Source organism: Acidovorax sp. Root275, assembly GCF_001428965.1.
GTDB lineage: Bacteria > Pseudomonadota > Gammaproteobacteria > Burkholderiales > Burkholderiaceae_C > Acidovorax > Acidovorax radicis.
In genome coordinates this window covers 882,483-894,894 of record NZ_LMJH01000001.1, presented here as the reverse complement: position 1 = coordinate 894,894, position 12,412 = coordinate 882,483, and the positions used below count along the sequence as shown (strand labels likewise).

Here is a 12,412-nt window from a genome sequence, read left to right as displayed (position 1 = left end):
TTCCCTTGTTCGCTCCCGCCTGACCACAGTCCACCGCCCCGGCTGGACTGTGTACGCACTGTCCAGCCTTGGCCCCCCGGCGCCCACACGCGCTCCGCAAGCCCTGGCTCCATTGCCGGGGTTTTTTGTTTGTGGAGTGCACATGAGTGCCAAAAAATTGTCTCGGGCCTACGCCCAGGGTGAAATCAAAAAGCTGCGCCGCATGAAGCAGCCCCTGGTCCTGCTGCTCGAAGCCTCGGGCCCGCCCCGAAACCCTGTGGCCGCCGCGCTGGCCCAACGCAGCCTGTCGAGTGCGGCAGGCAAGCACATCCGAACCCGTGGGGCCCAGCGCCGCGCGGACAACGTCGCCCTGCGCAAGGCGATCCGGAACCCCTTTTTGAACGATTGAGATGAATCCCTTCAACAACCCTGTGCCGCCACACCTGCGGCATCCCGTCCCGCACGCGGCCCCGGCCGGTGTGCGCCCCCTGGCTTCCACACCGCAGCCCGCCCCCGTGCGGGCGCAACAGGGCGAGCCGGCCAGAGCCCCAGCCAGCCGAGCCGAGCTCGCCCAGCGCCAGCAGGCGTTGACCGACGCGGCGCTGCAACTGAAGGCCGAGCTTTTTGGCATCGACGACGTGATCGACCGCGTGATCGATGCCATCCGCGCCTGGTACGTGTTGCCCCAGCTCATCACCCGTCCCGTCATCGTCTGCCTGTGGGGCCTCACGGGCACGGGCAAGACGCAGCTCACGCGGCGCCTGGCGCAGCTGCTGGGCTTTTACGACCGTTTTGTGGAAGTGCAGATGGACGGCTTCAGCCACGGCGCGAGCTACCGCAGCTCGTCCATCTCCGGCATGCTGGGCGACTCCGGCATCCACGAGGGCGCGCCGGGCATGCTGGTGCTGGACGAGTTCCAGCGCTTTCGCACGGTGAGCACCAAGGGCGAGGAGGTCAAGGTGGAGCGCTACCAGGATGTCTGGACGCTGCTGTCCGACGGACGCCTGCCGCCCGCGCTAAGTGCCCTCACCAACATCGAGCGCAAGCTGGCCGACGCGCACTATGAAGCCGAGCGGGCCGACGACAACGAAGATGAGCGCGCTGGCAAGAAACCCTACCGCTTCCAACTCGACGCCTGGGATGCGCAGGAGCTCAAGCGCATGCTCAAGCTCTCGGAGCCCCTGGCCGAGATCATGCAGTGGCCGCCCACACAGGTGCAGGCGCTGTTCACACGGTTTCAGCAATCGCTTTCGTCCTGGGAGACCGACTACAGCAAGCTGCTGGTGTTCGTCTGCGGCAACCTCGACGAGATGTACCACGAGACCGCCCAGCGCGTGGAAGACTGCGACACCGACGCCGATATCTTCCACCGCCTCACGCGCAAGCTCTCGCTCATCGACGTGAAGAAGGCGCTCAGCGAACGCTTCAAGCCTGAGCAGATCGCGCGGCTGGGCAACGAGCATGTGATCTACCCCTCGTTCAACAAGGCCACCTACGAGCAACTCATCCGCAACCTGTGCACGCGGTACTGCGACGACATTGCCGCCCAGTGCGGCGTGCGCTTTGCCATCGGGCAGGACGTGCTGGATGAGCTGTATGCCAACGCGGTGTTTCCGGCGCAGGGCACGCGGCCGCTGTTCTCGTCGGTGCACGCGATCCTGAGCGCCAACCTGGTCAACGCCGCGCTGTGGGTGCTGGAGCAGCAGCTGCCCCTGGCGCAGGACTTTGTCATCGCGCTGGCAGCGGACAAGCGCCATCTGGTGGTGCATGGTCTCGGTGGCCAGGGCGATGTGCAGCAGGCGCAGTTTGGGGTGACTCTGGAGCTCAACCGGCTCAAGCAGCGCGCCAATGCCGACTTCCGCGCCTTGCTGGCGGTGCATGAAGCGGGCCACGGACTGGTCTACTGCCTGCTGTTCGGCCAGGCCCCGCAGGAGGTGAAGATCAACATCGCCTCGTTCGAGGGCGGCTACAACAGCTTCGCGGGCCTCAAGGTCACCACCCGGCAGAACGCACTGGACATGATGTGCGTGGGCCTGGCGGGCCGCGTGGCCGAGGAGCTGGTGTTTGGCGAAATGGCCTGCACGACGGGCGCCGAGCAGGACTACAAGCAGGTCACGGCCGAAGCGGCGCGGTTCATCCGCCACCATGGCTTTGGCACGCGCCTGTCCCGAACCGACGTGACGGTGGAGCTGGACAACCACCTCAACACCGACGTGGAACCCAGCAACGCCGCCATCGAGGAACTGCTGCAGTCCCAATACCAGCGTGCCAGCACCCTGCTGGGCCAGCACCGGGGTGCCCTCACCCGCCTGGTAGAGGCACTGATGGACCACGGGATGATCGCCCAGCCCGAGATGCAGGCGCTGATGGCCCAGAGTGGCGTGGCCATTGCGGTGGCAGCCCACACGGGGCCTGACGAAGCCCTGATCCTGGAGCCCTTTGCGGCCCGGCTGGCCGCGTTTCAGCAAAAAACCGGAGGGCAGCCGGCACATGCCCCAGACAGCGAAAGCCCTGCATGCTTATGATGCGCGACTTGGCGGCCACACCGGGCCGCCTGTTGTTGCCGGTTTTTCCTTCGTTTCAAGGCCCGCCCCACCGCCCCCTCCGCCATGTCCGCTGTCTTCAACTTCACCTTCGTCCCCTGGTTCCGCTCGGTGGCGCCCTACATCCACAAGTTCCGCAACCAGACCTTCGTGATCGGGCTCACGGGGGAAGGCATTGCGGCGGGCAAGCTGCACAACATCGCGCAGGATCTGGCGCTGATCCAGGCCATGGGCGTGCGCATCGTGCTGGTGCACGGCTTTCGCCCGCAGGTGAACGAGCAACTGGCGGCCAAGGGCCATGCGGCGAAGTACTCGCACGGCATCCGCATCACGGATTCGGTGGCGCTGGACTGTGCCCAGGAGGCTGCGGGTCAGCTGCGCTATGAGATCGAGGCGGCCTTCAGCCAGGGCCTGCCCAACACGCCCATGGCGGGCGCCACGGTGCGGGTGATTTCGGGCAACTTCCTCACCGCGCGTCCCGTGGGCATCATGGACGGGGTGGATTTTCAGCACTCGGGCCTGGTGCGCAAGGTGGATGTGGCAGGCATCCAGCGCACGCTGGACATGGGTGCACTGGTGCTGCTGTCGCCGTTTGGCTTCTCGCCCACGGGCGAGGCTTTCAACCTGAGCATGGAAGAAGTGGCCACCAGTGTGGCCATTGAGATGCGCGCGGACAAGCTGATCTTCTTGAGCGAGGTGCAAGGCATCCGCATGAAACCGGAAGAGCCCGAGAGCGAAGACAACCCCATCGACACCGAGCTGCCACTGGCCGCCGCACAGGCCCTGCTGGCCACGCTGCCCACGGCGCAGACGCCCACCGACACGGGCTTTTACCTGCAGCACTGCGTAAAGGCCTGCAAGGCTGGCGTGGAGCGCAGCCACATCCTGCCGTTTGCGGTGGACGGGTCGCTGCTGCTCGAGGTGTATGTGCACGACGGCATCGGCACCATGGTCATCGACGAAAAACTGGAAGAACTGCGCGAGGCCACCATCGACGACGTGGGCGGCATCCTGCAGCTCATCGAGCCCTTCGAGAAAGACGGCACCCTGGTCAAGCGCGACCGCACCGAGATCGAGCGCGACATCGCCGCCTACACCATCATCGAACACGACGGCGTGATCTTTGGCTGCGCGGCGCTGTACCCCTACCCCGAGGCCAAGACGGCCGAGATGGCTGCCGTCACCGTCTCACCGCAAAGCCAGGGCACGGGTGATGGTGAAAAACTGCTCAAGCGCATCGAGCAGCGCGCCCGCGCCGCCGGGCTGGACAGCATCTTCGTGCTGACCACCCGCACCATGCACTGGTTCCTCAAGCGTGGTTTTCAGAGCGTGGACCCGGACTGGCTGCCCGAAGCCCGCAAGCGTAAGTACAACTGGGACCGCAAGAGCCAGGTGCTGGTCAAGAAGCTCTGAACGTTTCGCGCGCTGCAGCCACGGCGCGCGCCACTTGCGCAATCGCCGCATCGCGCTGTTCCGGCTTGGCCTTAGACCGCGTGAGGTAACACGTCACCAGCACCGGTGCGCCACCAGCCGGGGGCCACAAAACCGCCACATCGTTGGCCGTGCCACTGTCGCCCGCCGTGCCCGTCTTGTCCCCGACTTTCCAGCCTGGCACACCCGCGCGCAGGCGCTTGTCGCCCGTGCTTGTCTCCACCAGCCAGCGCTGCAGCCAGGCGCGTGACGGGGCGGTGAGCACATCGCCCAGCACCAGTTTCTGCAAGGTCTGCAGCATGGCCAGCGGCGTGGTGGTATCGCGCGGGTCGCCCACCTTGGCTTCGTTCAGCGTGGGCTCGGTGCGGTCCAGGCGCGTGGTGCCGTCGCCCAGTGACCGCACAAAGGCCGTGAACCCGGCTGGACCGCCGTGGCGGGCCAGCAGCAGGTTGGCGGCGGTGTTGTCGCTCAGGCTCACGGTGGCGGCGCACAGTTCGCCCACCGTCAGGCCGCCGCCGCCGTCGCCCGCACGGGGGCCGCTGACGGGCGAATACGCCACCACATCGGCCGCCGCGTAGTGCACGCGGGCATCCAGCCGCTCCTTGCCCTGGTCCACCAGCGCCAGCATCCAGCCCGCCAGCACCGCCTTGAAGGTGCTGGCCATGGCAAAACGCTCGTCCTGGCGCCAGCCGAGCGCCAGGCCCGAACCAGTGTCCAGCATGGCCACGCCCAGGCGGCCCTGGGCGAAGTGTTCGATGCCGGCGAGGGTGTCATTCCATTGGCGGGCCGTTGCGTCCTGGTTCGCCGCATTGCTGGCAGCCGCGCAACCCCAAAGAGGCATGGCGGTGGCGGCCATCAAGCCCAAGGAAAACTGTCGTCTTTGCATATGAAATTGAGGGGTAAGTTGAAGCAAGGCTCCAACGATACGGATATCTGCCCCCCGGTACCATCGACAATAATTGCCGCCAGCCCCCAGAAAAACTTATGCATCTACCTCTCAATGCCCTGCGCGCATTCGAAGCCTCGGCGCGCCACCTGAACCTCACGCGGGCGGCCCAGGAGCTGCACGTGACCCAGACCGCCGTGAGCCAGCACATCCGCAAGCTCGAAGAGCGCCTGGGCAAGCCGCTGTTCCGCCGCCTGCCGCGTGGGCTGGCGCTGACGGACGAGGGGCAGGCGCTGCTGCCGGTGGTGACGGAATCGTTCTCTAGCCTGGAGCGCGCCCTGGAAAAACTGGGCGACACCCGCCCGCGCGAGGTGTTGACCGTGGGCGCCGTGGGCACCTTTGCCGTGGGCTGGCTGCTGCCCCGGCTGCGCGACTTTCAACAGGCCTGCCCCTTTGTGGATCTGCGCCTGCTCACACACAACAACCGGGTGGACATGGCGGGCGAAGGGCTGGACTGCGCGATCCGCTTTGGCGACGGCGCCTGGCATGGCACGCATGCCGAACGCATCATGGACGCGCCCATGTCCGTGATGTGTTCGCCCGCGCTGGCCCACGGCCTGCGCTCGTCGGCCGACCTGGCACGGCAACCACTGCTGCGCAGCTACCGCACCGATGAATGGGCGGCGTGGTTCGAGGCCGCTGGCGCCCCCTGCCCCGTGGTGCGCGGCGCGGTGTTCGACTCGTCCCTCACCCTGGCAGAAGCAGCGGCACAAGGCGCCGGCATGGCATTGCTGCCGGTGAAGATGTTCACGCGCGAACTGCAGCAAGGCCGGCTGGTGCAGCCCTTTGCCCAAGAACTGCACCAGGGCGCCTACTGGCTCACGCGGCTGCAGTCGCGCCCAGCCACGGACGCCCTGGTGGCGTTCAGCGACTGGCTCAGGGCCCAGGCCCGCATGGCGTCGGAAGAAATATGAAGGAAATTGGCCTCCAGCGCTTGTTCATCAAGCGCAAATAGCTCTCAAACTAATAGCAACCGTATCCCATCAGGCCACACGACGCCGAGGCCCCGCCGCCACCATCAACGCCGCCGCCAGCACCAGTGCGCCACTCAGGATGTAAAGGCTCAGGCTGAAGCCGCCCGTGGCCGACTTGATGGCCCCCACCATCACTGGCGCCACCACACCTGCCGTGCCGCCCAGCGTGGTGATGAGCGCAATGCCCACCGCTGCAGCATCCTTGGCCAGCAGGCTGGCGGGCACAGCCCACAGCACCGCGAAGGCGCTGGACACCCCCATGGCCGACAGCGACAGGCAGGCCACGGCCGCCCAGGGGCTGTGCATGAACAGGGTCGTCAGCGACAGCCCCACGGCCCCTAGCACCGCGCCCACGGCAAAGTGCCAGCGCCGCTCTTGGGTGCGGTCCGAATGCCGCGCCACCACCAGCGTGGCAGCGATGCCCAGCGCCGCCGGAACCACCGAGTAGAACCCGATCTGCAGCACCGACAGCCCCATGGACTGCAGCAGGGTTGGCTGCCAGAACGACATGGCGTAGATGCCCAGGATCACCAGGAACGAGATGAACCCCAGCAGCCACACCTGCGGGTTGCGCAATGCGCTGCCAAAGGACTGCGGCGCGCCGCCGCCGATGGCTTGCTCCTGCGCCAGATCGCGCCGCACCTGGGCCTTTTCTTGCGATGTGAGCCAGCCTGCCTCCTCGGAGCGGTTGTCGAGCCAGCGATAGGCCAGCACGCCCAGCAACACGCACGGCAACCCCTCCACCACGAAGAGCCACTGCCAGCCGCGCAGCGACAGCGCGCCGTCCAGGTACGTCATGGTCAGCCCCGCCAGCGGGCCCGCCACAATGGGTGCCGCTCCGTAGGCCATGAAGAACAGCGCCGTGGCCCGCGCACGCTGCTGCGCCGGGAACCACAGCGTGAGGTAGAACAGCACGCCGGGTGCAAAGCCTGCCTCGAAAACCCCCACCAGAAACCGCAGCACATAGAACTGCGTGGGCGTGGTGACGAACAAGGTGGCCGCCGATGCCAGACCCCACAGCGCCATGATGCGCAGCAGCGTGGCCCGCATGCCCACACGCGCCAGCATCACATTGCTGGGGATCTCGAACAGCGCGTAGCCGATGAAGAACACCCCGGCCCCGAGGCCGAAGACCGCATCGCCGAAGCCCAGGTCGGCCTTCATCTGCAGCTGCGCGTAGCCGATGTTGGTGCGGTCCAGGTAGTTGAAGATGTAGCAGACGAACAGCAGCGGTATGAGCCGCCAGCTGATCTTGCGGTAGAGCGCGTGGGTGCTGGTGTTCTCGGTGGCAGCGGATGCCGCCGCAGCCGCGCCATAGGTGGCCGTGTTCATGGGTTGTCTCCTGGGTTTGTTCTTGTCGCTTGGTGCACCGGCAGTGCGCAGGCGTCACACGCGCTGCAGCTGTCCCGACTCGGTGGCGCCCCAGAGGTGGCCCGTGGGCGCGCCCGGGAACAGCCAGTGCGGCGAACATTCGCTCGACGGCACCACGTTGCTGAAGCCGTGCGACGCCGAGGTGCCCGCGATGGTCTTCTCCAGCACCATCGAGAGGTACTGGTCGTTGCTGTTTTCCTGCGTGTTGCCGTTCAGGACCACCTCGGCCCCGGTCGCCTTGGCGAAGCGGCGGATGGCGTTGTGGCGCGAGACCTCGGGCGCCCAGCTGTCGGCCGAGACGCCGTTTTCACTGCTCACACGCAGGCCGTCCGGCACCCGGTAGACCAGCGAATGGTTGCCCTCGGTGTGCCCGGGTGTGTGCACCAGCGCCACGCCCCGGCCCAGCTGCACGCTGCCGTCGAACGGCACGATGCGGTCACCGGCCACGCCGCGCAGGCCGTCGGGGCAGTACCAGTCGGCCTGGGTGGGCAAGAGGCCCGCCACGCTCGCCAGCTCTTGCCGGTGCACCAGCAGGCGCGCGTTGGGCAGCAGGCCGGGCCCGCCGCCCGTGCCCAGCCAGCGCCGCAGGTTCTGCGTGTGCAGGTGGTCATAAGTGATGTAGTCGATGCACTCGGGCGCCACGCCCACGCTGGCCAGGGCATCCAGCACGGTGCCATAGATGGGCGCGATGGTGCTGTGCAGGAAGGCCGGCGTCTGCTCGCTCAGGCGGCGGAAGTACGGCGTATCGCGCCCCGTCTCGTGGTCTGCCGGCGTGAACAGCAGGTGGCGCAGCTGCCCTCCGAAATCCTCGAACTGGATGAGTACCGTGCGCGCCAGCAGATGCACCATGTGCGGCTTGAGCAGCTGCTGCGAATACACACCGCTGAACGCATACCAGGCCGGATAGGGAATGCGCAGCAGGTCGAAGCTGCGGGCGTAGCGCACGGCCGGCTCGTCGAGGAACCACTCGCGGAACTGCGCGCCGCTGCGGCGCAGCGCGCGCAGGCGGTCCTGCGGCGACGGCGCGCTGCGGGCGCCGTCGAAGTCCGTGACCGCCACCAGGGCGGAAGGGACGTTGTCTCTTTTCATGGAGTTCTCCTGGAGAAGTAGGCAGGTCAGTAGAGCGAGCGCCCGCCCGAGATGTCGAACACCGCGCCGGTGCTGAACGAGCAGTCGGCCGAGGCCAGCCAGGCCGCCATCGCAGCCACTTCATCGGGCAACACGAAGCGGCCCATGGGCACGCGCGCAAGCAGGTTCTGGCGCAGCGCGGCCTGGTGCTCCGCCGGTACGGCATCGAACACCGCCGTGTCGGCCGCCGAGGGGGTGATGGCATTGACCAGGATGCCCGGCGCCGCCAGCTCCTTGCCCAGCGACTTGGTGAGTGCGATGAGCCCGGCCTTGGACGCGGAGTACGCCGCGTTCAGGCCGTTGCCTTCCTTGCCCGCCACCGACGCGATGTTGACAATGCGCCGCCCCAGGCCGGGCGGCTGGGTGCCAGCCAGGTCCCGCAGCATGCGTGGCACCACGGCCCGGCAGCACAGAAAGGCGCCCGTGAGGTTCACCTCCATCACCTGGCGCCACTGCGCCGGGGTGTGTTCCCACAACGGCGCCAGCGGGCCCAGCACGCCGGCGTTGTTCACCAGCACGGTGATAGGCCCGAGCGCCGCCTCGCTGGCCTGGGCGGCCGATTCGACATCGGCCTCATGGGCCACATCCACCCGGGCCGTGTGGATGCGGGCGCTGGCATCCAGCGGGGCCCTGGCGACCTGGAGCGCCTCTGTGTCGCGGTCCCACAGGGACACACTGGCGCCCTCGGCCAGAAAGCGCCGGGCAATGGCCAGGCCGATGCCCTGTGCGCCGCCGGTGATGACCGCGTGGCGACCCGAGAGCGCCGAGCCCGCCGTCATGCGGCAGCCGCAGTGGTTTCTGGTTGGCGCCCTGAAGCTGCGGGCGCGCTGGTGGGCCCCGCCGCCAGGAGCGAGCCCACAATGGCCGGCAGCTGCGCGGGCGGCACGCCGGCCAGCAACTGGCGCAGCATGGTCATCGAGTCGAAGTACACGCGCTCGCAGACCAGGCGCTCGCCCTCGAAGATGAAGAGCGCAATCATGCGGCAGCGGAAGCTGTTGCCCGTGGGCGGCAGGTTGCCCAGCGGGCCCCGGTGGGTGCCCAGCAGCCAGAACTCCACGATCACTGCGTCGTCGGTGTGGCGCAGCTGGATGATCTCGTGCCGCTGGTCCGGGAAGGCCTTGCGCGAGGCCAGGTAGTAGGCACGCACCGCCTCGTTGCCGTCGTGCACCTCGCCGGTCGGAATCAGTTCGTAGTGCGGGTGCGGAAAGGTGTCCAGCACCGCGTCGAAGTCCTGGCGGGTCTCGTCGGCAAAATGGTCCAGCACGGTCTTCTCCCGCAGGGCCTGCAGGGCGGTCTGTGGGGCTGGGGAGGTGGTGGCAGTCGTCATCGTGGGTTCCTTGGTCTAGGTGGTGATCTGCGCGTTGCATCGCAGTACAGCCATCGACTATCCGCAGCCCTCCCTTCGCAGACTGTCTGTTGTTGGCAATTGCGGCCCCGGACAAACCCGCACAGGCCTTCCGCCCCGCCCCCGCATGCGGTACACCGTGCCACCCACCTTGATCGCTCGTCTCAGCTCGCCACCACGCACAAGCCCGCCGTCCACCCCATGCCCCTGCGCACGCCCCCGCCCCGCTCTCCCACCTTGTCCCCCGACGCGCCCCACGCGCTCACCGCCCCCGACGCGGCCAACAGATTGCGCCTGCCGGACGATGTGCAGCTGCAACTGCTGCAGGTGGCGCACCACAAGCAGCTGCAGCGCGGCGATTCGCTGTTCCTCAAGGGCTCGGCGCCCGATGCGCTGTTCGGCGTGGTCAGCGGCTCGCTGCGCGTGAGCGTGGTGGCCCCCGGCGGGCGCGAGGCCGTGATCGCCGTGCTGGAGCCCGGCCACTGGTTCGGCGAGGTGTCGCTGTTCGTAGGCCGCGAGCGCGTGTACGACACCTGTGCGGTCGATGCGGCCGAGATCGCCGTGGTCTATGCCGACGACTTCCACCACCTGGTGAACACGCAGCCTCAGGTGCACATGGCGTTTACCAGGCTGGTGTGCATGCGGCTGCGCCAGGCGTTGGCCTGGATCGATGACGCCATCCTGCAGCCGCTGCCCGTACGGCTGGCGCACCGGCTGCTGACGCTGGACGCGCGGCCCGAGGCTTCGGACGGGGCGACCACGCTGGCGGTGTCGCAGGAAGACCTGGCCTTCATGCTGGGGGTGTCACGGCAGAGCGTGAACCGGCAGTTGAAGCTGTGGGAAGACGAGGGGATCTTGCGGGTGGGGTATCGGGTGGTGGAGGTGATGGATCGGGGAAAGCTGGAGGGGTGTGTGCAGGATGGGGGGTGATTTGATCCATATGGACCGCCAGCGCCCATTCAGCATGCGCTGGCAGCTATTAAAACAATAGCTACCAGCCCTGCTAAACAAACCCCAGCGCTGCAATATCAACCCCGTCCACCTGCCCCGCATCCAGAAACTCCTGCCCATACCGCAGATACACCCCCTCGCGCACGAACACCTCGAACAGGTCTGGGTCGATGTGCCCGTTGTCCCGCATCCTGCGCATGATGGCCAGCGCCTCTGACAGGGTCATGCCACTTTTATAGGGCCGGTCTGCCGCTGTCAGCGCCTCGAAGATGTCGGCAATGCCCATCATGCGGGCCTGCAGCGACATCTGCTCGCGCGTGAGGCCACGCGGGTAGCCCTTGCCGTCCATGCGCTCGTGGTGGCCGCCCGCGTACTCGGGCACGTTCTTCAGGTGCCGGGGCCAGGGCAGCGTCTCCAGCATCTTGATGGTGGCGACGATGTGGTAATTGATGGTGTCGCGCTCCGCCTGGTTCAAGGTACCCGCACGGATGGTGAGGTTCTCGACCTCTTCGGCCGTCAAAAAGCTGGTCTGCACGCCCTGCGGGTTGCGCCAGTGGCGGATGGCGGCGATGTCGCGCACGCGCTGCTGGTCTTCGGGCCGCATGGCTTCGCTGCCGGTGTTGCAGTGGCGCAGAAATTTGCGCTCCTCTTCCAGCGTGTGGATCTCCTGCTGCAGGCCCTGCAGTTCCTGGCCTTCGGCCCGCGCATCCACCACGGGGCGCAGCGCCAGCTGGCGGCGCAGCGCGGCCAGTTCGGCGTCGCGCTTGAGCACTTCAAAGCGCGTGTCCACCAGGCCGATGCGGTCGTAAATCGTCTGCAGCTTGGTCGCCTTGTCCACCACGTGCACGGGCGTGGTGATCTTGCCGCAGTCGTGCAGCAGGCCCGCCATCTTGAGTTCGTAGCGGTCCCGCTCGGTCATCTTGAAGGCTGCCAGCGGGCCTTGCGCCGTGCGATCCACGGCCTCGGCCAGCATCATGGTGAGAGCTGGCACACGCTGGCAATGGCCGCCGGTGTACGGCGATTTTTCGTCAATGGCCAGGTTGATGAGGTTCACAAACGACTCGAACAACCGTTCGAGCTGGGTGATGAGCAGCCGGTTGGTCAGCGCAATGGCGGCCTGCGAGGCCAGCGATTCGGCCAGGCTCTGGTCGGCCTGCGAAAAGGTGATGACCTCCCCCGTCTGCGCATCGCGCGGATTGATGAGTTGCAACACGCCGATCAGCTCCCGGTCATGGTTCTTCATCGGCACCGTGAGGAAGGATTGCGAGTGGTAGCCGGTGCGCAGGTCAAACGCACGGGTCCCCGAGAAGTCAAACCCCGCCGCGCTGTAGGCATCTGCGATGTTCACGGTGCGGTCGTGAATGGCGGCATGCGCGGCCACCAGAGAGTCGTTGGGCGCACCATCGGCTGTACGCAGGGGCAGCAGCGGAAGGTCGATGGGTTTGCCCGTGGTGCCCCCGAGGCGGATGCCCAGGGAGTCCGTGCGCAGGATCTCAAACTTGAGGGCCGACTGGTCCTCCGTCACGCTGTAGAGCGTGCCACCGTCGGCGCCGGTGATGGCCTTGGCCGCCTCCAGGATGTTCTCCAGCAGCCGGTCGATATCCCGCTCGCGCGAAAGCGCCGCGCCGATGCCGTTGAGCTGCTCCAGCCGGCGAAACAGGTCGATCGTGGATTCCTTGCTCATACAACCACCTTGGTGCAGCGTTGGCGACACCACATCGTAACGAAAGGTGACCGCTATCAT

Annotated in this window: 11 protein-coding genes; 5 read left to right on the top strand and 6 right to left on the bottom strand. The window is 67.0% G+C overall.

Annotation, left to right across the window (positions count from 1 at the left end):
* Positions 1-142 precede the first annotated feature (142 nt).
* The 3 genes from ASE52_RS04145 to argA all read left to right on the top strand — a co-directional run bounded on the left by ASE52_RS04145 (position 143) and on the right by argA (position 3,935).
* Positions 143-388, top strand: a complete 246-nt coding sequence (locus ASE52_RS04145; RefSeq protein WP_057224027.1) for a hypothetical protein — start codon at positions 143-145, stop codon at positions 386-388.
* A 1-nt stretch (position 389) separates the two neighbouring features.
* Complete coding sequence (locus ASE52_RS04140; protein WP_057224025.1) at positions 390-2,504, top strand: AAA family ATPase; 2,115 nt, start codon at positions 390-392, stop codon at positions 2,502-2,504.
* Between the two features lie 84 nt (positions 2,505-2,588).
* Positions 2,589-3,935 carry an amino-acid N-acetyltransferase gene (gene argA / locus ASE52_RS04135; protein WP_057224023.1) on the top strand — a complete coding sequence of 449 codons (1,347 nt, stop codon included), beginning with the start codon at positions 2,589-2,591 and terminating at the stop codon, positions 3,933-3,935.
* Here argA and bla read toward each other — a convergent pair.
* Positions 3,922-4,839: a class A beta-lactamase gene (gene bla, locus ASE52_RS04130; protein ID WP_057224021.1), complete on the bottom strand. Its 918-nt coding sequence runs from the start codon at positions 4,837-4,839 to the stop codon at positions 3,922-3,924. The genes argA and bla overlap by 14 nt on opposite strands.
* A 98-nt stretch (positions 4,840-4,937) precedes the next feature.
* Between bla and ASE52_RS04125 the strand changes: the two genes are divergently transcribed.
* Positions 4,938-5,813, top strand: coding sequence for a LysR family transcriptional regulator (locus ASE52_RS04125; RefSeq protein ID WP_057224018.1), 876 nt, complete (start codon positions 4,938-4,940; stop codon positions 5,811-5,813).
* A 69-nt stretch (positions 5,814-5,882) separates the two neighbouring features.
* On the opposite strand, the gene ASE52_RS04120 is transcribed toward ASE52_RS04125, so the two are convergent.
* Genes ASE52_RS04120 through ASE52_RS04105 form a run of 4 tightly spaced genes read right to left on the bottom strand, consistent with a single transcriptional unit; the run spans position 5,883 to position 9,699 of the window.
* Positions 5,883-7,205, bottom strand: a complete 1,323-nt coding sequence (locus tag ASE52_RS04120) for an MFS transporter (protein WP_057224016.1) — start codon at positions 7,203-7,205, stop codon at positions 5,883-5,885.
* A gap of 54 nt (positions 7,206-7,259) precedes the next feature.
* Complete coding sequence (locus ASE52_RS04115; RefSeq protein WP_057224014.1) at positions 7,260-8,333, bottom strand: hypothetical protein; 1,074 nt, start codon at positions 8,331-8,333, stop codon at positions 7,260-7,262.
* Between the two features lie 26 nt (positions 8,334-8,359).
* Positions 8,360-9,151, bottom strand: coding sequence for an SDR family NAD(P)-dependent oxidoreductase (locus ASE52_RS04110; protein ID WP_057224012.1), 792 nt, complete (start codon positions 9,149-9,151; stop codon positions 8,360-8,362).
* Entirely contained in the window at positions 9,148-9,699 is a 552-nt protein-coding gene (locus ASE52_RS04105; protein ID WP_010461525.1) for an ester cyclase, read from the bottom strand. The genes ASE52_RS04110 and ASE52_RS04105 overlap by 4 nt, the downstream gene beginning before the upstream one ends.
* Positions 9,700-9,918: 219 nt before the next feature.
* Here ASE52_RS04105 and ASE52_RS04100 point away from each other — a divergent pair, with 219 nt between their 5' ends.
* Positions 9,919-10,647, top strand: coding sequence for a Crp/Fnr family transcriptional regulator (locus ASE52_RS04100; protein WP_057224010.1), 729 nt, complete (start codon positions 9,919-9,921; stop codon positions 10,645-10,647).
* 73 nt (positions 10,648-10,720) lie between these two features.
* Here ASE52_RS04100 and ASE52_RS04095 read toward each other — a convergent pair whose 3' ends face one another.
* Positions 10,721-12,352: an HD family phosphohydrolase gene (locus ASE52_RS04095; RefSeq protein WP_057225183.1), complete on the bottom strand. Its 1,632-nt coding sequence runs from the start codon at positions 12,350-12,352 to the stop codon at positions 10,721-10,723.
* Positions 12,353-12,412 lie beyond the last annotated feature (60 nt).